General features: G+C 39.6%; 19 protein-coding genes. 11 read left to right on the top strand and 8 right to left on the bottom strand.

Annotated features, from left to right (window positions below; all coding sequences use genetic code 11):
• Window positions 1-53: 53 nt before the first annotated feature.
• Entirely contained in the window at window positions 54-428 is a 375-nt protein-coding gene (locus AC0VZ5_RS19065) for a hypothetical protein (protein WP_475474918.1), read from the bottom strand.
• A gap of 65 nt (window positions 429-493) precedes the next feature.
• Window positions 494-1,303, bottom strand: a complete 810-nt coding sequence (locus AC0VZ5_RS19060) for a sulfite exporter TauE/SafE family protein (RefSeq protein WP_178957070.1) — start codon at window positions 1,301-1,303, stop codon at window positions 494-496.
• 445 nt (window positions 1,304-1,748) lie between these two features.
• On the opposite strand from AC0VZ5_RS19060, the gene AC0VZ5_RS19055 reads away from it, so the two are divergent.
• On the top strand, window positions 1,749-2,723 hold the full coding sequence (locus AC0VZ5_RS19055; RefSeq protein WP_475474917.1) for a DUF1852 domain-containing protein: 975 nt from the start codon (window positions 1,749-1,751) through the stop codon (window positions 2,721-2,723).
• Between the two features lie 31 nt (window positions 2,724-2,754).
• Complete coding sequence (locus AC0VZ5_RS19050; RefSeq protein WP_008464446.1) at window positions 2,755-3,795, top strand: methionine synthase; 1,041 nt, start codon at window positions 2,755-2,757, stop codon at window positions 3,793-3,795.
• A gap of 306 nt (window positions 3,796-4,101) precedes the next feature.
• Here the strand turns inward: AC0VZ5_RS19050 and AC0VZ5_RS19045 are convergent, their stop codons facing one another.
• From AC0VZ5_RS19045 to AC0VZ5_RS19030, 4 genes are all read right to left on the bottom strand, one after another.
• On the bottom strand, window positions 4,102-5,298 hold the full coding sequence (locus AC0VZ5_RS19045; RefSeq protein WP_475474916.1) for a hypothetical protein: 1,197 nt from the start codon (window positions 5,296-5,298) through the stop codon (window positions 4,102-4,104).
• A 634-nt stretch (window positions 5,299-5,932) separates the two neighbouring features.
• Entirely contained in the window at window positions 5,933-6,262 is a 330-nt protein-coding gene (locus AC0VZ5_RS19040) for a DKNYY domain-containing protein (RefSeq protein WP_475475112.1), read from the bottom strand.
• A gap of 647 nt (window positions 6,263-6,909) precedes the next feature.
• Window positions 6,910-7,035 (bottom strand): type II toxin-antitoxin system RelE family toxin, encoded by a 126-nt coding sequence (locus tag AC0VZ5_RS19035; RefSeq protein ID WP_464711591.1) that lies wholly within the window; start codon window positions 7,033-7,035, stop codon window positions 6,910-6,912.
• A 120-nt stretch (window positions 7,036-7,155) separates the two neighbouring features.
• Window positions 7,156-7,587, bottom strand: coding sequence for a hypothetical protein (locus AC0VZ5_RS19030; protein WP_178957066.1), 432 nt, complete (start codon window positions 7,585-7,587; stop codon window positions 7,156-7,158).
• Window positions 7,588-7,747: 160 nt separating this feature from the next.
• Between AC0VZ5_RS19030 and AC0VZ5_RS19025 the strand changes: the two genes are divergently transcribed.
• Window positions 7,748-8,044 carry a hypothetical protein gene (locus AC0VZ5_RS19025; protein ID WP_198522551.1) on the top strand — a complete coding sequence of 99 codons (297 nt, stop codon included), beginning with the start codon at window positions 7,748-7,750 and terminating at the stop codon, window positions 8,042-8,044.
• 918 nt (window positions 8,045-8,962) lie between these two features.
• Here the strand turns inward: AC0VZ5_RS19025 and AC0VZ5_RS19020 are convergent.
• Window positions 8,963-10,000 carry an IS110 family RNA-guided transposase gene (locus AC0VZ5_RS19020; protein WP_475474915.1) on the bottom strand — a complete coding sequence of 346 codons (1,038 nt, stop codon included), beginning with the start codon at window positions 9,998-10,000 and terminating at the stop codon, window positions 8,963-8,965.
• Between the two features lie 546 nt (window positions 10,001-10,546).
• Between AC0VZ5_RS19020 and AC0VZ5_RS19015 the strand changes: the two genes are divergently transcribed.
• Both AC0VZ5_RS19015 and AC0VZ5_RS19010 read left to right on the top strand, forming a co-directional pair.
• Window positions 10,547-11,578, top strand: a complete 1,032-nt coding sequence (locus tag AC0VZ5_RS19015) for a substrate-binding domain-containing protein (RefSeq protein ID WP_475474914.1) — start codon at window positions 10,547-10,549, stop codon at window positions 11,576-11,578.
• Between the two features lie 195 nt (window positions 11,579-11,773).
• Complete coding sequence (locus tag AC0VZ5_RS19010) at window positions 11,774-12,454, top strand: haloacid dehalogenase type II (RefSeq protein ID WP_248526969.1); 681 nt, start codon at window positions 11,774-11,776, stop codon at window positions 12,452-12,454.
• Between the two features lie 60 nt (window positions 12,455-12,514).
• Here AC0VZ5_RS19010 and AC0VZ5_RS19005 read toward each other — a convergent pair whose 3' ends face one another.
• Window positions 12,515-12,964, bottom strand: coding sequence for a GyrI-like domain-containing protein (locus AC0VZ5_RS19005; RefSeq protein WP_096038942.1), 450 nt, complete (start codon window positions 12,962-12,964; stop codon window positions 12,515-12,517).
• A gap of 384 nt (window positions 12,965-13,348) precedes the next feature.
• Between AC0VZ5_RS19005 and AC0VZ5_RS19000 the strand changes: the two genes are divergently transcribed.
• From AC0VZ5_RS19000 to AC0VZ5_RS18975, 6 genes are read left to right on the top strand one after another with little or no spacing between them, the layout of a single operon-like run.
• Entirely contained in the window at window positions 13,349-14,887 is a 1,539-nt protein-coding gene (locus tag AC0VZ5_RS19000) for a pyridoxal phosphate-dependent decarboxylase family protein (RefSeq protein WP_475474913.1), read from the top strand.
• Window positions 14,887-16,206: a lysine N(6)-hydroxylase/L-ornithine N(5)-oxygenase family protein gene (locus tag AC0VZ5_RS18995; protein WP_475474912.1), complete on the top strand. Its 1,320-nt coding sequence runs from the start codon at window positions 14,887-14,889 to the stop codon at window positions 16,204-16,206. The genes AC0VZ5_RS19000 and AC0VZ5_RS18995 overlap by 1 nt, the downstream gene beginning before the upstream one ends.
• Window positions 16,203-17,381 (top strand): MFS transporter, encoded by a 1,179-nt coding sequence (locus AC0VZ5_RS18990; RefSeq protein WP_475474911.1) that lies wholly within the window; start codon window positions 16,203-16,205, stop codon window positions 17,379-17,381. The genes AC0VZ5_RS18995 and AC0VZ5_RS18990 overlap by 4 nt, the downstream gene beginning before the upstream one ends.
• 24 nt (window positions 17,382-17,405) lie before the next feature.
• Window positions 17,406-19,754 carry a GNAT family N-acetyltransferase gene (locus tag AC0VZ5_RS18985; RefSeq protein WP_475474910.1) on the top strand — a complete coding sequence of 783 codons (2,349 nt, stop codon included), beginning with the start codon at window positions 17,406-17,408 and terminating at the stop codon, window positions 19,752-19,754.
• Window positions 19,747-20,385, top strand: a complete 639-nt coding sequence (locus tag AC0VZ5_RS18980) for a hypothetical protein (RefSeq protein ID WP_475474909.1) — start codon at window positions 19,747-19,749, stop codon at window positions 20,383-20,385. Before AC0VZ5_RS18985 ends, AC0VZ5_RS18980 begins: the two co-directional genes overlap by 8 nt.
• Window positions 20,369-21,448 carry a heparan-alpha-glucosaminide N-acetyltransferase domain-containing protein gene (locus AC0VZ5_RS18975; RefSeq protein WP_475474908.1) on the top strand — a complete coding sequence of 360 codons (1,080 nt, stop codon included), beginning with the start codon at window positions 20,369-20,371 and terminating at the stop codon, window positions 21,446-21,448. Before AC0VZ5_RS18980 ends, AC0VZ5_RS18975 begins: the two co-directional genes overlap by 17 nt.
• The last annotated feature ends 25 nt before the right edge of the window (window positions 21,449-21,473 follow it).

The following is a 21,473-nucleotide window of genomic DNA, read 5'->3' as shown; positions in this document are numbered from 1 at the left end:
TTAATCGCTTTAAGATTGACGGGCGTCGGGGTGCGGGTTACGGATCTAAAACCTTACAGTTCAAATAAATATATTAAAAATATCAACAAAGCGATAAAGAATACCGGAGTGAGCAAATAAAATATGATATTGGCTACAATTTTATTATTATCTCTAAACTTTAATACTTTTTGGCGTGCGGCAATTAAGGCTGGGATTGTAATAAACCCTTGGATACCGATAGCTAAAGTAATAGTAAGTTGCATGATAATAATTTGCCAGTATTGCTCTGGGTCATCAATTAACGATGCTTGTTGATAGTCGCTGCCTGTCGTTCCAAGCTGATAAGCAGTTCCTGTAATTAACCCTATGATAGGTGATATCAAAAAGAACAAAGCAACACTTAAGATTGTTTTATCAACTTTATCCCTTAATTTAACTATTTTCATAGCATCCTTGCCTTAAAGTTTTTTATTTCAAAATATATTCGCAAGCAAGCCTGCGAACTTAAACCTTATCGAGTAAACATATTGATTGCCATTATTATTAATAAGCCGGCAAATATTTTCTTTATGGTTGAAACTGGCAAATAATGGGTGGCTTTAGCACCGAGTGGTGCGGTAAACCATGAGGTGCATACAATACCCAATAAAGCGGGCAAATACACAAAGCCTGCAAATCCTTCTTTTAGGCTAAATAACTGGCTGCCTGAGCTGATATAACCCATTGATCCAAACAGCGCTATCACAATGCCTGAGGCCGATGCGCAGCCTATGGCTTTTTTCATATCGACAGAAAAAAACGTCAGTAATGGCACCAATACCGCCCCGCCGCCAATACCAATCATGGCAGACAAGCCACCGGTTATGGTCGTATAAACGCTTAGCAACCCTTTATTTGGTAACGGGCGCTCTAATGATGAATCATTCTTACCTGAAAAAATCATTTTTAATGCAATTAACACCACACTTACAGCAAATACCAAACGTACCACATGCTCAGGTAACAGCGCGGCCATAAAGCCACTAATAAGCGCGCCAAAGGCAACGCCTGCCATAACCCAAGGTGCAATATCCCACGGTACATTGCCATTTTTATGATGCGCAATAGCCGATGAGGTCGAAGTAAATAAAATAGAGGCCAGCGAGGTCGCAATGGCAACCACCACTACTTGTTCAGGTGGCAAAGCATTAAAGTGCAGTAATATCATGCTGAGTATGGGCACAATCACCAGCCCGCCCCCTATTCCTAATAAGCCTGCTAAAAAACCAACACCGCTACCTAATATGGCGCAGTATATAATTAACACTATTAAATCACTCATTCCTTTTGTCTCTTCTTATGTTGTGGAAAGTTCTGCGACGGCGAGCTGCTTAATAAAGTGCTTAAGCTCACCAAGGTTTATTCGAGTATATCAACAACCGTTTATGCAAATGGCACTTTAAGTACTTATGAGCATTGAATAATACTCACGTTTTGTATGAATAAATCACAACACCCGTAAAAACATCCGGAAATCTAGACTTCTAAAGTGGGTTTTGTCTGAGTGGGAGCGTCTACTAGCCTAATTTATCCATTCAACTTTGTTAAAGAATGAATCTGGCTCATGTTTTACCTGAAATAATACCGTTTTTCTTCATGCTACATAGCGCGTATAAATTTATTAACTCTGCAAAGCACCATTACAGTTATCCCGTTAGTTTGGTTTTAACAGCGAGTAATGTGTCATTGATAAAAGCAGTAACAACTCAAATTGAAAGGATACGGCTATGAGCACTGATCTTACATTTACTATTAAAAGCACTAACTTGGATGAAAACTACCATCCGTCAAATAACACACGAATTACGACTAATTTCGCTAATTTAGCAAGGGGTGAAAGCCGCCAACAAAACCTGCGTAATACCCTAAAAATGATCAACAATCGTTTTAATGCACTGGCCAGTTGGGATAACCCACAAGGGGATCGTTACGAGATTGAGCTCGAGATCATTTCGGTTGATTTAGATATTACTAGCAGTGGCCAGGCATTTCCGTCAATTGAGGTATTAAAAACCAATATTATTGACCGCCAAATCAACGAGCGAATAGAAGGCATGGTGGGTAATAACTTTTCATCGTATGTGCGCGACTACGACTTTAGCGTATTATTGCTTGAGCATAACAAAAGCAAACCGCAATTTAGCATTCCCGATAACTTTGGTGACTTACACGGCAAGTTGTTTAAATGCTTTGTAAACTCAAATACCTATAAACAGCACTTTAAAAAGCCACCGGTTATTTGTTTAAGCGTGTCTGATAACAAAACCTATCAGCAAACCGAAAACTTACACCCTATTTTAGGCGTAGAGTATCAGCCTAATGAGTCGTCGTTAACTGAGCAATACTTTAAAAAAATGGGCTTACAAGTGCGCTACTTTATGCCACCAAACAGCGTTGCGCCGTTAGCGTTTTACTTTTTTGGTGACCTACTTAACGACTACAGCAACCTTGAACTAATTAGCACTATTAGCACCATGGAAACGTTTCAAAAAATTTATCGTCCAGAAATTTATAACGCCAACGCCGCCGCTGGTAGCCGTTATAAACCGAATTTAAAAAATGACGACCATTCGTTAACGCAAATTGTGTATGACCGCGCAGAGCGAGGTCAATTAGCGGTAGAGCAAGGTAAATTTACTGAGCAGCATTTTATTAAGCCTTATCAGTCAGTGCTGCAGCAGTTCTCGGCAAGTATCGCTTAATCACACAACAAAATTAAAGGCAGCATTTATTATGAAAAAACTATTACCTACATCATCAGCAGGCAGCTTGCCAAAACCGTCATGGCTTGCTGAGCCCGAAACCTTATGGTCACCGTGGAAATTACAAGGCAGTGAGCTGGTTGATGGCAAACACGACGCCCTGCGTATTTCCCTGCACGAGCAACAAACTGCAGGCGTAGATATAGTCAGCGATGGCGAACAAACTCGCCAGCACTTTGTAACCACCTTTATTGAACACTTAAATGGCGTTGATTTTGAAAACCGTAAAACAGTTAAAATTCGCGACCGTTACGACGCCAGCGTACCCACAGTGGTTGGCCCTGTGTCTCGCACTAAATCGGTATTTGTTGAAGACGCCAAGTTTTTACGCCAGCAAACCAGTCAACCAATTAAATGGGCATTGCCTGGGCCAATGACCATGATCGACACCCTGTATGACGATCACTATAAAAGCCGTGAAAAACTAGCGTGGGAATTTGCTAAAATACTCAACCAAGAAGCCAAAGAGCTAGAAGCCGCAGGGGTTGATATAATCCAATTTGATGAACCCGCTTTTAACGTGTTTTTTGACGAGGTAAACGACTGGGGCATAGCCTGCCTAGAGCGAGCTATAGAAGGGTTAAAATGCGAAACCGCCGTGCATATTTGCTACGGCTACGGCATTAAAGCCAACACCGATTGGAAGAAAACCCTCGGCACCGAGTGGCGACAATACGAAGAAGTATTCCCTAAGCTGCAAAAATCGAATATTGATATTATTTCGCTCGAATGCCAAAACTCACATGTACCCATAGAGCTACTCGAACTCGTACGCGGTAAAAAAATAATGGTGGGCGCAATCGATGTAGCCACCAATACTATAGAAACTCCCGAAGAGGTGGCAAAAACCCTACGCGAAGCGCTTAAATATGTAGATGCCGACAAACTATACCCCTGCACCAACTGCGGCATGGCCCCCCTGCCGCGCGACATCGCAAACGGTAAGCTCAACGCCCTAAGCAAAGGCGCAGAGCTAGTACGCAACGAACTATTAGCAGCGAATGTCGCTTAATTTTAGTTATAGCTGCTGCAAAAAAGCCACACCTTAACACATGTTGAGGTGTGGCTTTTTTAATCAAAATGTCATGGGGGTTTACACAACGAGATGAAAGGTAAAAGGAGAAAGGTTTTAAGTTTGTTGAATATTGGTTGGGTTTAGTGCAACAAACCTAGCAAAAGTAATTAAACCTAACCGAGCCGCAAGGTATTATTGATTTGAAAGTACCCCATTTACAGAGAACGGCAACTACGACCAACTCAGCGGAAAACTTGAGCGAAGCGAATGTTGGTCCGTTGCATTTGATTGTTATGTGTTGACTTAACTGCCGTTCCTACCAAGATTGTTCTCCAGCTCAATAATAAGATCTTCGAGCATCATTTGCGTATTAATTACTTCGTTATGGCTCATATCAAATTCATTATGTACAAGCCTATTTCTAACCTTTCTAGCCATATGCATGATATGAGCTTGTTTTTCATTAATAACACCATATTTGTGAAGAATATGGATCTTTTGCATTGTTGGCAGGTGACGAGATGAATCTATGTCGGGGGCGTATGCCTCTAACATTATGTCCAGTATGTTCTCTAATCTATGAATTCTCGACATGAACTTTGAGAATACAATGTCGTAATTACTTAATACTTTCTCAAATACTGCATCTTTCTCATCTTCCGAGACTGCGATACTATCTAGAGAAGATATAGCTTTCTCAAGAATTGGACTTAATTCTGAAACCAATTTTTTAACTTCTTCTAGTGATACCTTCGTAAAGTCTTTATTGTGTGCAACTTTGCATCTAAGATCGTAAAGGAAATCCCAGCGTTTCTTGAGATATTCGGCATCACAATCAACGATAGGTTCAAAGTACTTATCCCAATTTGATTCTGGTATTAATGCTCTTATTTCATCAATATTTAGCTCAGATAAGTCTTTTGCGGCTTTGAACTTTTTTATCAGGCTTTCTTTATGGCTTGGATAGTTTTCACTGAAAAGGAAATTTTTGAGCTGAATAAAATCAACATTGTATAGGTAGTTCGTATCTTTATTGTTGATGTTCACAGATTGCTGAACATCCGTAGGCAGCCGATCTTTTGTCCACCCAAGTCCTATGTTTGTAAGCATGAACTTCGTAATTACTTGCCGCATCAAGTTTTCAATATTGAAAATCAGCGGGTATGCCTGCGAGCTATAATAAAGACTAAGATCATCCCAAACCACATAAGTCGATTTTGTAATTAACGATAGTGACCTTCTTATAGATCTCAGAAGAGCCGAAAACCATTCAAGATCGCCCTCCTGATTGCACTTCAGTATTACATTAAAATAAATGTGAGCTTTATCATCTTTTTTTCCAAGTTTTACAACTAGGTCTGCAGTCTTCCGTTCAAATGTGACCTTATTTCTCTCAATAGATAGATCCGAGTCTGCCTGTAGTAAATTTTTTAAAGCGGCGACTGTTTTGCATTGAGTTTTATTAGCATCAAATAAAACCAGGTATTCAACTTTAAACAAATTAGACTCCTTTCCAATATTTTTTCACATAACATTTTAGTATTTATGCGACACGCTGTTTGTGTTGTACAATCGCTTGTCGGACTGAGGCGCTACCTGCTCGATGTGACAGAGCTGGTGTTGTTTATGCTATGGACTTTCATATAAAAGAAAGGCTTTTTAGAGGTTCTAGCTAAATCCGCTAATTTAATAAGCTTACCTATTATAATTTAAGCTTTCCTGCATTGCTCAGCGTTTATTATGTCCCTATTAAACCTAATGTTTAACCGTTAAGCAAGGATGTTATTTGCTCACACAGCAGCTATTAGCCTGAGTAATTAAGTGGGTTAAATTATTGATTTTATGAAAAAGCTAGGCGCTAACTCGTTCGGACTATTTCATTCGTCGCAATATCTGAGGTTATCACTCCGATACAAAGTAAAAAGGGTCTACATTCAGACATCTATGTGCCGTTTTAGTAGTGTACCGAGCATACGCTTAATTATGCCTGTTTGTTGCACTATGCCCCCAAAACTTGGCAATATCTATTGAGAGCCGATATTGTTACGAGAGCACTATCATGCTGTTTAAAAGTCATAGTCGAATACAAAATAAAGATACAGAGTAGATAGTCATACCCTGTACCTTTGAGCGTTTATTCCCATCTTTTTAAGTAGTACCTACCCGCATCGTTCTCGTCTGCATATAAATTTTCTTCATATTCAAAGGTTAATGGAGCGGCGTCGACTACTTTATAAACTTCCCAATAAACATGCTTTGCATCTTTTGAAAAACGATCAGCTATTACTGTGAAAGTGTTTGGATCTGCACCCTCAACTACAGCATTATAATAAAAAATTTGAGATCCTATACGGACAAACGTTTTTCCATCATCAAGAATAACCACGTCTTCAGGTTTAACACCGAGCAGTTTATTATTTCTGCTATACACTTCGTTATTGTAAGCATAAAAATTATTTGTAATGTCTTTAACATCATCAGAACCCCAAAGGGGTCAGAACCCCAAAGGGGTCAAATCTTGACTTCAGACATCAAATTTATTGACTGACCCGTTATCCTTATTTTGCCTATTAGATAAAGTCTAAAGCAAAACCAAAGGGGGTCCAACCAAAGGGGGTCAAATCTTGACTTCAGACATCAAATTCATTGACCGACCCGTTATCTTTATTTTGCCTATTAGACAAAGTCTAAAGGAATAAGATAAATCAGTAACCCCCTACTTTTGGCTATTACGTACTTTGATTGCTAACGATCACTTATGAACTCAACAACCCTTTCTAAAACAACGCGAATGTTTCTGATTTAAAGGCGCTGCTGATTAATTACTTGAGCAAATACCACCTCGCCATGCGGTATTTTTACCCAAACCGTAACGGGGGTTTACAGTAACTGCTTAAAACGCCGGTGCTTTTAGTGTACTTTATTAACTGATAAGGTAATTAATACAAAGCAATAAAATTGCGTTTTAGTGAACCGAAAGGGTCAAATCTTGACTTCAGACATCAAATGTATTGACTGACCCGTTATCCTTATTTTGCCTATTAGATAAAGTCTAAAGCAATAAGATAAATCAGTAACCCCCTACTTCTAGCTATTACTTAATTAGATCTATTATTTATATATAGCCTTTCTGTGACCAACTTTTACCACTAATATGATCATTTCAGAGTCGTGTATCTCATAAATTATACGGTAATCAGCTATCCTTACCCTATACTCATTGAGTCTGCCTTTCATAAGTAAATTTCACCTAGAATTCATAGAGAAATATAATGCCCCAATAATGGGCTAAAAGCAGCTGGCTGATATAAGCAACGCGAGGGCAATAATCTAGTGTTTTTACCCTCATTATATGCATTAAAGCTGATCAAAATAGTCGCCAGCTTTTTGTCTGAAAAATACATTGCAATACTTTAACTCAACTTGTAATGGATCTTTTTTTAAGACCTTAACATATGGATTCAGCTCCAATGTAACTGTAATAGTTTTGGACAGCAATAGCTCATTGTATAGGGCTCGTTTACGTTTTTCGGAGCCCGAGTGCGGCATACGAATTATGATATCCTTTTTGCAACTTGGAGCGGCGATTGGAAAGCGTTCCTTAGGAACAAATACTTCAAATTGACCACCTTTAGAAAATCCATATTCAGTGTTTACAGAATAATTGCCTGAAGTAAGTTCGTATTTCATGTGATAATAATCGGAATACTTTCCGGTATTAACTTTGATCTCTTGAGCATTAAGTTGAAATGAGATTAATAACACCAAGATATTTAATAGGTACTTCATACTATCCTTATACACGTGACAGTTTACAAAACATCATTTTGGTGGTTTATAACGCAGCAAAATGGCGGTTAATATTGCCACTGGTTAAATTAGAAGCCAACTCATCACAACATAACTAAAAAGAGTTAGCCAAGCCATTATACGATTTAGGGTTACGATAATGAACAGACATTTTATGGGTAGTTTCTTATTTTTAGTTGCTGTTTTATTGGCCGTGGGGACGGAAGTTTACTTAACCCTCACATTTAGTGAGTTTATTTTAGCCGGTAAAGGTATTGGCGTTTATGGAGTATTATTATATTTTGTTGTGATGATAGTTAGTTCCCTTTTATGGCTACTGTCTTACCGTATTAGTAAAAGCCGAGCTCAAGCTGCTATATTTTGGCTTTTAGCATTAGCCCTCACTCCTGTCGTTATATTTCAGCCTACATGGTGGTCTGCCCCACTTCTCAATTAATATAAAGCTTAATTTAATACTTTGATTAATTTGAAATTACAGAATCTGATTTCCACAGCGTATTGTAAACTCCCTTTCAAATATAAACTAAAACAACCAACATGTTATGCGGTATTTTTAACCAAACCGTAACGGGGGTTTACAGTATTCAACTGAATGCAAGCTGTTCGTTAGCAAAAGATTACTATTGCCATTGCTTTGTGTAAAAGCATTGCGGTTAAGGATTATTTTTTGGTTTTTTAATTTATATTCAATGTGGTCGCTATATTGTTTTGAAGTGCTATTCTGATATATCAATTTGTAATTAATGCCGTTTTAATTAAGGATACTGGTCGTTGTTTTTTATTAAACCCAAGTTTATTTGCAGCTCTTGTTCTATTTACAAACCTAAAATATCGTTTTCATTATTTTTTATGCTGCTGTGTTTGCCATTTTTTGCAAATGCTCAATTTGTCATTGGCATAGAACCGAAAGGGTCACCCATTAGAAAGTTCCGGTCAAGCAGGCAGCTGTGTTTTCTTGGTATTTCATTTAAAAAACCAAGTGTTCTTACTTTTTAAACTCACTTTAAATATGGCTATACATTCAGTAATGACGTCGATTGGTATGAATATGCACCAGTCACCCATGTGAATTTAGGCAGTTTAATTAAGCATCATAGATGATTAATTATGCCCTTGGCTTTTGCCTCAGTCATCGTTTAGTACCAATGTCAGTCCAGTTTCTGGCTGTGTTTATACACTGCGCTGTAACAAGTTTGTGGTTTATGCTTACACATAACCACCCCTTTGTGGCTCAAACATTGGGCATATCCAGTATTTAAAATATGAGCGGTTAACGTGCAGGCTTAATCAAATCTGATGGTTTTTCCAACCCCATTATTAGCTCAACACGTTAACCTAATTTGTTTTATAGACGCTAAGCAAAAGCCTTGTGTTCATCGAATGGGACGTTGTCTGTCAATACGTGGTAACACGCTCTTGCCAGTTTATGTGCAACTGTTTTAATCGCGATAACTTGGTTTGTTTTAGCTAACTTGCGTTGATAATATTTTTTAATTGTTGGGTTATACCGAATGGCAAAGTTAGCGGCCTCAGTAAACGCCCACGCTAAGTAACGATTACCATTCTTTTGATTAATAGCGCCTTTCTTCTTCCCATTGCTGTATTTTGCACCTTTAACGCAGCGACAATAGGAGGAGAAATTACCTGGACTATCAAAACGTTTAATAGTGCCTGTCTCTAACATAATGGTCAGTGCTAACGTATTCCCAATCCCATCGATACTGGTTAGGTTTATAAACTCAGGGGAGAGCGATGTTTGCTTTAAAATAGCCCCCTCTATCACATTAATTTGCTGTTGGGCACAGCGTATTAATGAGAGGTTAGAAATGACCGACAGTGCTGTATTCATTGAGCTAAAATCGGCGTGTACCTGCTCAGTATCAACTCCTTTTCTGATAGCGGCCATTTGTTTTATTTTGTTGCTACTGAGCTTGTATCCAAGGTGTCGCATGTAACAACTTTGCACTGATAATAAATTTTTAGTGGACTGTTGCACAATGTCCATTCGTTTTCGCATTAAGTCGCGAACGGCTCTGAGTTCACGAGGATAAATGTAGCCTTCAGGCAGGATGTCTAGACGTAACATTTCAGCCAACCAGCGTGCATCACTATGGTCGTCCGCATATTTTAAGCCTGAATATTGTTGAATTGCAGCGGGGTTCGCTAAGTGAAGTTTAAATTCTGCATCCATTAAAGCGTCGACTAACCAGTACCAATTAAATGTTGATTCGACAACAAGCCCTTTTAAGTTGTCTTTATAAGGACTTAGAAAAGATAAAATGACAGACATGTCATTATTTAAACGCTTAACGGTAAGTGTTTCACCTTGTTCATTAATGATAGCAATAACACAATTATTTGAATGCAAGTCAATTCCACCATATAGTTTCATACCAAGCTCCTCGGATTCAGTTTATGTTTTGGTAAACACAACTGTATCGAAAAACTCGAGGAGCTTTCTATATGATTATCAAATCTTGACTTCAGACATCAAATTTATTGACTGCTCTGTTATCCTTATTTTGACTACTAGGTAAAGTCTAAAGCAATAAGGTAAACCAGTAACCCCCTACTTTTAGCTATTACTTAATTAGATTTATAACTAGCCCTTATAAATTCAACAACTCTTCTACCCATTCTAAAACTATGCGTGTATCTCTGGTTTGAAAGCGCTGCTTATTTATTACTAGATCAGAAGCCACCACTCTATGCGGTATTTTTAACCAAATCGTAACGGGGGGTTACAGTATTCAACTGAATGCAAAGCTGTTCGTTAGCAAAAGGTTACTATTGCCATTGCTTTGTGTAAAAGCATTGCGATTAAGGATTACTTTTTGGTTTTTTAATTTATATTCAATGTGGTCGCTATATTGTTTTGAAGTGCTATTCTGATATATCAATTTGTAATTAATGCCGTTTTAATTAAGGATACTGGTCGTTGTTTTTTATTAAACCTAAGTTTATTTACAGCTCTTGCTCTATTTACAAACCTAAAATATCGTTTTCATTATTTTTTGTGCTGCTGTGTTTGCCATTTTTTGCAAATGCTCAATTTGTCATTGGCATAGTAGGAAAAACTAAAAACGATAGCTTTTACATTCAGGCGTACAAAGGTTGTACCGAGTTTGCAAAGTCGCAGCCTGACGTTACCTGTAAATATGATGGGCCTGATGATTATCAAGATATTCGAACCCAAGCTTTAATTATTAATGACATGATGAAAAGTGGGATTGATGGTTTATTAGTTTCAATATCAGATTCTGATTATTTGGTAGAGAGAGCCCTTAAAGATTTATTTGAAAAAAACATTCCTGTTATTACTTTTGACTCAGATTTATTAGCAAAAGATCACCAGTACAGGCTCGCTTACGTTGGTACTGATAATTTTGACTTTGGTGTTGCGTTAGGCAATCAATTAAAGAATTTAGTAAGTGAAGAAAATAAGCGTATTTGTATTCAATCTGGTCATCCTACTGCACCAAACTTAAATAAAAGAATTGCAGGTGTTAGGTTTGCGCTTTCTGGGCAAAGTAGTCAGCGCTTATCGGGAGAAAATGGCTGGAGCGAGTATAACCGCTGCCCTCTTTATAGTTTAGGAAAAAGGGGCGCCTCGTTAGAGCAAGTAAAAAGCCTTACTAAGATGGACAAGCCTCCTGCATTTGTTGCTGTTGCCGGTTTTGCGCAATTTAATACTGAGTATATAAACTTGATGACACCCTACAAACATAAACTTGATTCAAAAGAACTTATTATTGTTTCAGCAGATACCGAAAAAATACAATTAGATGCGCTTAGCAAAGGGTTATCTTCATCAAACGTTGGTCAAAATCCATATGAAATGGGGCGACTCAGTGCGCAGTTAATGTATAACGTAATTAAGCATAATATAAAGCCTGCTGAAGCGTTTTATTTTTTAGACTTTCATTACTGCCAACAAAGCAACGCCCAAATATGTACTGTAAATTATTAATATTTAACCCCAATGTGTTGAAATATTCACTTTAGACACCCAATTTACCATGCGCTATTTTTAACCAAACCGTAACGGGGGTTTACAGTAACTGCTTAAAACGCGGGCGCTTTTACTGTACTTTATTAACTGATAAGGTAATTAATACAAAGCAATAAAATTGCGCTTTCGTAACGATTTAAACAGGAGTCATTAATGGCAACTACACTGGCGTTTGATGTATACGGTACGCTTATAAACACTCATGGCGTGGTGTCGTTACTTGAAAATATGGTTGGTGATAACGCGCACGCATTTTCAACTACTTGGCGTGAAAAACAACTCGAATATTCGTTTAGGCGTGGCTTAATGCAAAACTACGTGCCGTTTTCGGTGTGTACTGAGCAGGCACTTAATTATGCGTGTTTACTGCACAAGGTAACTTTAAGCGATGAGCAAAAAGCACAGTTATTAGCGCGTTATAAAACTCTACCCGCATTCGATGATGTTAAAGCAGGGCTTGAGAGCTTAAAAGCACAAAACTATCGGTTGTTTGCGTTTTCTAATGGTGCGGCCAGTGCGGTAAATACCTTGCTCGAAGCCGCAGGCATAAGTGAGCTTTTTGAAGGCGTAGTGAGCGCCGATGACATTAAAACCTTTAAACCCAACCCCGGTGTTTATAGTCATTTTTTACGTCAGGCACATTCAACCGGTGCTAATACGTGGTTGATATCGAGTAACCCGTTTGATGTTATTGGGGCGTTATCTCATGGTATGCGTGCTGCGTGGATACAGCGCTCAAGTGAGGCTATTTTTGATCCCTGGGAACTAACGCCTACAATAACGGCGTGCGATTTACATGATTTAAAAACCAAGCTGGCAAGTAATAACCAGTGAGGCAGGGGTTAAATTACAGCAATGAAAGGCTAGGTTTGCGCTTACAAACCTAGCCTTTTTTTAGTCTTTAATTGCAATGGCAATTTCTATTTCGTTACTGTTTTTATAATACTCAAAATCACTGGTGTAAGTACGTTCATAGCGGCAATCGTCTGAGCTGAAGTATTGCCAAATTTCGCCCCATAAATCGATCACTGCATCGGGCATTTCACCCTCACCTTTAAATACCAAATAACGCCCCGCTTGGGTGGTTACTTTTTTAGCTTCAGGGAGTTTAATTGATAAATTATCGCAGCAGGCAATTACGTCAAAATCACCAGTGAGATCGCTTTCGTAATTGGTATACACACCATACACTTTGGTGTTTTGGGTGAGGCTGTTGGCAAACTTTTCACCAAATTTTTGCCAAAGTTCAGCTATGTTTGCAGTGCCAGCGTTCATTTCATTGGCGTTGCAGGTTCTTACTTTTAAGCCGATTAAGGTCTGACTTGCTAGTTGCTTTACTTCCATCATGACGTCCTTTAGCGTTAATACAAACACCAACGTAACAGAAAAATCGCCAATACTTTAAATATTGTATTAAATATTTCATAAATAATGATTATCAAGCTCAGTTGCGTGTTTTTTGCTCACATTTAAATAGGTAGTAATGGCTAAACATGGCTTTGCTACCGCTAAAATAATTTACTTAACTTTCTCTTTTTTAAGTTTATTTTTTGCATGTAATGCTTGTCGTTTAATAGTGAAGTTTATCGATTTTAGTTAAAAATATACGACAAGCTTATTAGCTCTAATTTAAAAAAAGTTGCTATCTAATCTTTTTTCACTATTGTAAATGGAAATCATTATCATTAAGATCCTTGCACCTAAAAAGTGTACTCAAGGAATGTTGATGTGTCTCAATCTCAAGTGTTAAATATTAATACCATTGAAAAACAGGCTGTATTTGAACAAAGCGGCCTGCCCCCACAATTCAATTTAGAGCAGTTCATTAATTATCAGATAGCGTCATTGCAAGGGTTGTCGGCAGTTCAGCAAGCGATGGCTAAAGCTCAAAAGCCATTTTCAGGTGTGTCGGTAAATGCGTTAGCAGAAGTCGTAAACGATGTTGATTTATCACAGCCATTGGCTGACTTTCCGGCGGTGCTTGAAGAGCTAAAAGGCGTGTATTTAGATCATGCTGTGTATTTTCATCATCCTCGCTACATGGCTCATTTAAACTGCCCTGTAACCTATCCTGCTGTGGTGGCTGAACACATTATTGCTGCTATTAATACCTCGGTAGATACGTGGGATCAAAGCGCAGGCGCGACGTTAATTGAGCAAAAGCTGATTGATTGGACATGCCAAAAAGCGGCATTGCCAAGCACTGCCGATGGGGTATTTACTAGTGGTGGCACGCAATCAAACTTAATGGCAATGTTAGTTGCTCGTGAAGTAGCAGTAAGCCGCTATGCGCCAGAACATCAGGTAAAACTTCAGGGCTTACCAGCTATTGCCTCGCGCTTTAAAATTTACTGCTCTGAGGTGGCGCACTTTAGTATTCAAAAAGCAGCGGCGTTACTGGGCTTAGGTTACGAAGCTGTGGTGCCGGTGGCTACAAACAGCGAAATGCAAATGGATATGCAGGCACTTAAAACAGCCATAGCAACAAGCAAAGCGCAAGGCGATTTACCCATTGCAGTGGTTATTACCGCAGGTACAACCGATTTTGGCTCAATCGATCCAATCCATAATATTGCCATGCTAGCTAAAGAAGAGCAGCTATGGTGCCACGTAGATGGCGCTTATGGCGGCGGTTTGTTGGTCAGCGAGCACCACCGCAATGCGCTTAATGGCATTGAGTTGGTTGATTCAATAACGATTGATTATCACAAATCATTTATGCAACCGGTTAGTTGTAGTGCCTTTTTATTAAGCGACAAACGTCATTTTAGCCACATTACTTTGTATGCCGATTATTTAAACCCATTAGCAGAGGCCGGAAATGGCACGCCTAATCTGGTAGATAAAAGTCTGCAAACCACTCGCCGTTTTGATGCCTTAAAATTATGGCTAACACTGCGCACCACTGGAGAAGCACCACTTGGCCGCGCGTTCGATAAAGTTATTGGTCTTGCGCGCCAAACTCATATTGTACTTAACGACCACCCCGACTTTGAAGTAGTTAACTACCCCGAGCTTAGTGCCTTGGTATTTAGATTTGCCCCTGATGATTTAAAACATGACCTTGATTTACTCGACTCTTTAAACCTGCATGTACGACAAACGTTTTTAAAAACCGGTGAAGCCATGATTGCCCGTACAAAAATAAATGGTCGTCATTATCTTAAATTTACATTGCTTAATGCGCAGTGCCAATTAACAGATGTACGCGCTGTTATTGAGCAAATTAGCCACATTGCATGGCAAACTTATAGGGAAATTGCATAATGGATAATCAACCTTACGATTTTATAGCTATTGGCCTTGGCCCATTTAACTTATCTTTAGCGTGTTTAAGTGAACCGCTCGAAGATGTAAAAAGCTTATTTTTAGAACAACGTAGTGAATTTGATTGGCACCCTGGAATGATGCTGGAGGGCGTTACATTACAAACTCCGTTTATGTCGGATTTAGTAACCATGGCAGATCCAACCAGCCAGTATAGCTTTTTAAATTATGCCAAATTAAATAATCGTTTATACCCGTTTTATATTCGCGAAAGCTTTTTTTTATTGCGCCGTGAATACAACTTATATTGCCAATGGGTTTGCTCGCAGCTTTCAAATGTTAACTTTGAACAAACAGTCACTCAAGTTGAATTTTGCCCGCAAAGTGAGTGTTATACCGTTAGCTGTAACACCCCTAATGGTATGCAACATTATGTAACTCGCCATATTGTTTTGGGCACAGGGCCTGCACCGTATATTCCTGATTGCGCTGTGCAAAGTAACTCAAATAACGTAATGCACAGTAGCGATTTTTGTCACCGGCTTGATGAATTAAAAGCGGCTAAACGAGTTACCGTGGTAGGGGCTGGGCAAAGTGCAGCAGAAATTTACCACACCTTATTGCAGCAAGCAGTACCGCAAGGCTTGCAGTTAGATTGGATAGCACGCTCACCGCGCTATTTTCCGCTTGAGTATACTAAGCTCACCCTTGAAATGACCTCTCCTGAGTATGTTGATTACTTTTATAATTTAAAAACTGAGCAGCGAGATTGGCTCAATCAAAACCAAAAAAATCTATTTAAGGGCATTAACGGCGATTTAATTAACGACATTTTCGACACCCTCTACGCGCAAAGCCTTGATGGGCCAATTTCTACTACATTTAAAACTAACAGCAGGCTAACAGGTACTCAAAAGGTAGGTAAGCGTTTACTGACTGAGTTTTATCATCAGGAGCTTGAGCAGCCCTTTTCAATAGAAACCGACTTTTTAATTTGCGCCACGGGCTTTAAATATCAGCGCCCTGCTTTTTTAAATAATATTGCCCACCAATTACCCCAAGATGAGCAATGTCGTTATTTAGTGAGTCGTGAATATGCGGTAGATAGCGAACAAAAACGTATTTTTGTACAAAATGCCGAGCAGCATACTCATGGTTTTGTAACTCCAGATTTAGGTATGGCTTGCTACCGTAATAGTATTATTTTACGTGAAATTTTAGGTTATTCGCCTTATCAGGTTGAGCAAAAAATTGCTTTTCAAAACTTTGATTTAAGCGATGTAACCCTATCAGCACAACAGCAGAGTAGCGCCGCATGAGTCTTCGTTTAGCGCTAATTTTGCTGACGGTTATTTCGGTGGTATGCGATACCTTGTTGCTACCGTTTTATCCGCAATTTTTTGCTAGTGAATTTGCTATTAGTAACGCCACGTTAATCGGCCTCTTTGTGGCTAACTGTTGCATTACTGTAATGCTGGCTTTACCACTATGGGCTAAGGTCGCTAAAAAATACAATGAGTTGGCTTTGTGGTTAGTAACCCAAGTAGTAGCCGCTGGTTTTGGCCTGCTTTGCTACTTTGCGACCAATGTGTGGGAGTTTTGGATTTACTACCAACTTATGTTGGTGCTAAAGGCAAGCTACCTACTTATATACCCATTTGCACTGCGATTAGAGCAACAAACTAAGCATTTATCTATTATTGGTTTGTTTTCTGTATTGATGCATTTTGGTGCGATTGGTGGTGCTTTAATTGGTGGTTACTTCTTTAGTTTAGCAGAGCCACGCTATGCGTTATTACTCAGTAGTGCCGGTGACCTAGTTCAGGTTTTATTATGCGCCTACTTAATGTATTCATTAAAAACAGGTATTTATCAGCAAGCAATAGCGACTGAAAAACCGCGAGAACGTATTCCCTATTTTATTTGGCAATTTTGCTTTTTAAGTGTGGTGGTTTATTTTAGCGCGTTTTTAATTCGCCCCTTCTTTACTACTCATTGGCAAGCATTAAACGCACAAAGCAGTACGTTGCAAAGCGCTGTTGTATACGCCATTCCTGCCTTTGCCGCGCTTGTTATGCTGGTTTTTAACCATTTCAGGCAGCATTTACCACTGCCAACATTAAGCCGCACGAGCACTTTGTTATGTGCACTTATTTTAGGGGCGCTTGGGCTTTATTTACAAGCGCAGGAGTCGGTGTGGTTAGTGATTTTATCACGTGTTTTATATGGTTTTGCGCTATTTCAAGTGATGGTACTGCTAGAGGTAATGCTATTTGCTAAAAGTGAGCCTGCACATTACGGCAGCGACTTTGCCAAAGTGCACATAGCTCAAAATATCGGGGTTATTTTAGCGTCGTTACTAGTGGGTATGAGCGTAGAGCATCTTTCAACAACGGTTGTGTTTTACTTTGCTGCCATTGGCTTTGCAAGCCTTGCCTTTATTTTGCTTTGGCGGGTTAAGGCTGTTGCTCGAACTGCGCGTTCAGCGTCTTAGTTTTTAAGATTTATTGGAGTTTTTATGTATTTTTCATCTTTTGTAACCACCCTACAGCATACCGGCAAAGTGACGATGCGGTTATTACAGCAAACAGATATGCCAACAGTTTGCGATTGGCTTAAGCAACCGTATGCGCACTTTTGGGGGATGCAGCAGCAAACCGAGCAACAAATAACTAAAGCATATCAAGATATTTTTGTTACGCCTCATCATCAGGCATATGTGATCGAGCAAAATAATAACCTATTGGCTTTAGTTGAGCTTTATAGCCCTGAGCACGAAAGCTTAATGAAAGCGGCGTACGAGGTGGAACCTAATGATGTGGGTATGCATATTTTATTAGCGCCTAACACGGCACCTAAGCGCCATTTTAGTTTTGAAATGATGCAGTGCGTGCTGCAAAGTATTTTTGCTCAAAACAGTGCCGCCCGTGTTGTGGTTGAGCCCGACATTGCTAATAGTAAAATTCATACTTTAAATAAACGTTTGGGATTTGTTCACACCCAGCAAATTCAACTAGGCGAAAAAGCCGCTTATTTAGGCTTTTGTAATAAAGCAGCCTTTGATAGGCACAGCCAACTATTTACTGATTCGTTAGCACCTTTGCAAACTGATTACGTGATACAGCCACATTGGCAATGGGCAAATCGGCATTTACAAGCTAAAGCACTCACCGAGCTAGTGCACGAGCGTTTATTGGCCGCAGAGACAACAAAGCAAGGCTTTAAAGTGAATGTTGAAGGCGGTTACTTTATTTTTAATGGCCGTGCTATGGCACTGAATCATATAGATATAGACGAGCCAAGCTTATGCTTTTACAACCTTAACGAAGAGCTGCAGCCGCTAGATGTGTTGCACTTTTTTAGTATGCAAGGGCCTGCGCTAGGTTTAACGGGTAAGCGCCTTGCCACCTACCTTGAAGAGCTAAATGCTACTTTAGCCAGTGCGTGCTTCAAACGCGAAAATAACACCTTAACAGCGGCGCAGTTAGCTAATTTAGGGCTGCAAAAAATAGAAGCCGCAATGAGTGAAGGGCATCCTGCCTTTGTTGCTAATAATGGCCGCATTGGTTTTAGTAAAGCTGACTTTTTACGTTATGCGCCAGAAGTAGGCAAACCGTTTAAAGTACTGTGGTTAGCAGCGCATAAAGCGGTATGCGACTTTGCCCATAGTGAATACTTTGCCGATTACCCAAGCCATATAAGTGATGAGCTAGATTTAACCACCCGAGATGCGTTTAACAAAGCGCTAAAAGCTCAAAACCTAAACCCCGGTGATTACTTACTCATTCCTGCTCACCCTTGGCAGTACCAACATAAATTGAGTGTGGTATTTGCAAATGAGTTGGCAAATCAGCGATTAGTGTATTTAGGTGAAGGTGACGACTTATATCAAGCACAACAATCAATTCGGACCTTATATAATTGCTCGCACCCGCATAAGCCGTATTTAAAAGTGGCGTTGTCTATTTTAAATATGGGATTTATGCGCGGCCTATCGCGTGCTTACATGGCGGTGACTCCTGCCATTAACGATTGGGTATTTGAAAAGGTTAGCCAAGATCAACAACTCGCAGGCGCTAATTTTACAGCGCTTAGAGAATACGCCACCTTAGGTTATGCCCATCATACGTTTGAGCAAAGCGCGCTGGGAGATACACCCTATCGTAAAATGTTTGCCTGCTTATGGCGAGAAAACCCAAACCATAATTTAAGTAGTGATGAACAATTGACCACTATGGCAGCGTTATTACACTTAGATAATAATGGCCAAAGTTTAGTGGGCGAATGGATAGCGCAAAGTGGTTTGAGCACGCAGCAGTGGTTACGTGCCTACTTTAATGCCTATTTAATTCCGCTAGTACATTGTTTTTACGCGCATAAATTAGTGTTTATGCCTCACGGCGAAAACCTCATTTTAAAGCTTAAAAACTCGGTGCCTGTGGGCGCATATATGAAAGACATAGGTGAAGAGGTTGCCTTACTTAATAGCACTGAAGTATTGCCTGCAGGGGTTGAACGTATTCATGTTTCTATGCCGAAAGAGCTTGAGCTGTTAAGTATATTTACCGATGTATTTGACTGCTTCTTTAGATACTTAGTAGCAATTTTAGTGCGAGAAGAGTGTATTACAGAGCATGACTTTTGGCAGTGTGTTACGCAAAGTGTTAAAGCGTATCAACACGCTAACCCTGCTTTAAATGAGCGATTTAAAGAGTATGACTTTTTTAGTGATGAGTTTGCACACTCTTGTTTAAACCGCTTACAGTTAGGTAATAATGAGCAAATGGTTGATTTAACGGATCCGGCAGGTAGTTTGCAGTTTGCTGGTAACTTAAACAACCCCGTATCGGCAAAGCTGTATGGCTAAACCGATTACCCTTGCGCAGTTTTTATATTGCCAACAACCCGTGCAACGAACTTTTAAACCGAGCTTATTATTAGTGCGCGCTTTAACAGTTCGTTGTAAGGCGCAGTACCCTACTGCGCCTAAGCAATTTATTAGTCGGCATTTGTATTTACAGCTTTGCTGGCAAGCTGTTTACGCTTATTGCTATTGGTTTGCTTGCAAGCAAAGTACGGCTGATCCCATTAACATGCCGTTAGCGGTAAATGGCGCTTATTGTCGTGGGTTTAACCTGAATAATGGCATGTTAGTAAGTAAAACTGAGCAAACCAAAGCGTTTACTCATTTTATAAGCCAAGTTGGTGAATGGGTAAATACCGACTACGCGTTAGGTAAAAAAGAACAAGCTCGGTTATTACTCGATTCATTAAGTAGCGCCATTGAGCGAGCTCATAGCTTAGACCTTGCTACTACTTTACATATCAACAATTGCCATCGTCAGCTGCACACCCTTATTTGTGAACACTTTAATCTTGATACGCCATTTACTGAAAAACCCCAGCGTTTAACCTGTTGCCGCTATTATTTAGCCGGTTATAGCAAATGCCAAACCTGCCCTAAAAAGGATATTAAAACCAATGAACCAACGTCTTAAAACGATTGATCTTGCGCGTGGTGCGAGCGTTTTTATTATGATTATTGTGCATACCTTATGGATGTATGCCTCCACAGCGCTTCAAAGTGAAAGTATATTTGGTACGGTTGTGCATATACTTGGCAAAGGCACCGCCTCGTTTTTAGTAGCAATGGGGCTATCTATGGCGCTTTCGCGTAGGCAAACCCCCTTACTGTTAATTAAGCGAGGTTTACAGCTTTTACTGCTTGCTTATTTAATGAATGCGGCCAAGTTTTGGCTACCTATTGAAGTATTTAATACCATGCCCGAGGCGTTTATAAATGCTTATGGCTGGCAAAGCCCGCTCAGTGCTGGGCAGTTACAATTTATGGTGTTAACAGGTGATATTTTACAACTGGCTGGAGTTAGCTTATTGCTGTTTGGGGCACTTAATATTGCCCGTTGGAAAACAACATGGATTGCGGTTTTAGCCATTGCAATTGCAGTTTTGAGCCAGTTTGTAAGGGGGCAGCAATTTACGCTTTCACCTTATATTAGTGATTTGTTTTTCGCTAATAACTATCAGGTGTATTTTCCGGTTTTTCCTTGGATAAGTGCGATATTAACGGGGTATGTACTTGGTCGTTTATACCTAAGTAATCGACAAAATGCCGATTACTTATACAAAGTGTGTGCACAACTAGGTGCTGCTTTACTTGTTATTGGCGGCATATGGTTAGCCATTGATTTTAAAGGGCAGCTTGGCAACTTTTTCCATTTAAATGGCGGCGGTATTAGCTATTTAATTGGCTTAAATTTATGTGCCCTAGCGGCTATACAGTTTATTTTTGCTGATAAATATAATGGCCCTATTACACGTGCCCTTTTATATGCCAGTAAACATGTAACCGCGCTCTATGTTATTCAATGGGTACTTATTTGCTGGTTTATGGGGGCGCTTGGTTATCATACCCTCAGCCTTTGGCCGACACTTTGTATGATGGTACTGATGACTTTACTTACTTTTGCTGTGCACAAGGTTTATTTAAAAAGCAAACAGAGCCTCACAGACATTACGCAAAAAGCTAAACGTACAGCTTAAGCTGTAAAGGGGCTTTACGGGCGCT

It is taken from the genome of Pseudoalteromonas sp. QJM3NY_12, assembly GCF_056173165.1.
This window is presented reverse-complemented; position numbering and strand designations above follow the sequence as displayed.

Excerpts from the sequence above, each read along its gene's own strand:
- AC0VZ5_RS19065 (WP_475474918.1), bottom strand. The coding sequence starts at position 428 with ATGAAAATAGTTAAATTAAGGGATAAAGTTGATAAAACAATCTTAAGT.
- AC0VZ5_RS19060 (WP_178957070.1), bottom strand. The coding sequence starts at position 1,303 with ATGAGTGATTTAATAGTGTTAATTATATACTGCGCCATATTAGGTAGC.
- AC0VZ5_RS19055 (WP_475474917.1), top strand. The coding sequence starts at position 1,749 with ATGAGCACTGATCTTACATTTACTATTAAAAGCACTAACTTGGATGAA.
- AC0VZ5_RS19050 (WP_008464446.1), top strand. The coding sequence starts at position 2,755 with ATGAAAAAACTATTACCTACATCATCAGCAGGCAGCTTGCCAAAACCG.
- AC0VZ5_RS19035 (WP_464711591.1), bottom strand. The coding sequence starts at position 7,035 with ATGAAAGGCAGACTCAATGAGTATAGGGTAAGGATAGCTGATTACCGT.
- AC0VZ5_RS19030 (WP_178957066.1), bottom strand. The coding sequence starts at position 7,587 with ATGAAGTACCTATTAAATATCTTGGTGTTATTAATCTCATTTCAACTT.
- AC0VZ5_RS19025 (WP_198522551.1), top strand. The coding sequence starts at position 7,748 with ATGAACAGACATTTTATGGGTAGTTTCTTATTTTTAGTTGCTGTTTTA.
- AC0VZ5_RS19020 (WP_475474915.1), bottom strand. The coding sequence starts at position 10,000 with ATGAAACTATATGGTGGAATTGACTTGCATTCAAATAATTGTGTTATT.
- AC0VZ5_RS19010 (WP_248526969.1), top strand. The coding sequence starts at position 11,774 with ATGGCAACTACACTGGCGTTTGATGTATACGGTACGCTTATAAACACT.
- AC0VZ5_RS19005 (WP_096038942.1), bottom strand. The coding sequence starts at position 12,964 with ATGGAAGTAAAGCAACTAGCAAGTCAGACCTTAATCGGCTTAAAAGTA.
- AC0VZ5_RS18995 (WP_475474912.1), top strand. The coding sequence starts at position 14,887 with ATGGATAATCAACCTTACGATTTTATAGCTATTGGCCTTGGCCCATTT.
- AC0VZ5_RS18990 (WP_475474911.1), top strand. The coding sequence starts at position 16,203 with ATGAGTCTTCGTTTAGCGCTAATTTTGCTGACGGTTATTTCGGTGGTA.
- AC0VZ5_RS18985 (WP_475474910.1), top strand. The coding sequence starts at position 17,406 with ATGTATTTTTCATCTTTTGTAACCACCCTACAGCATACCGGCAAAGTG.
- AC0VZ5_RS18980 (WP_475474909.1), top strand. The coding sequence starts at position 19,747 with ATGGCTAAACCGATTACCCTTGCGCAGTTTTTATATTGCCAACAACCC.
- AC0VZ5_RS18975 (WP_475474908.1), top strand. The coding sequence starts at position 20,369 with ATGAACCAACGTCTTAAAACGATTGATCTTGCGCGTGGTGCGAGCGTT.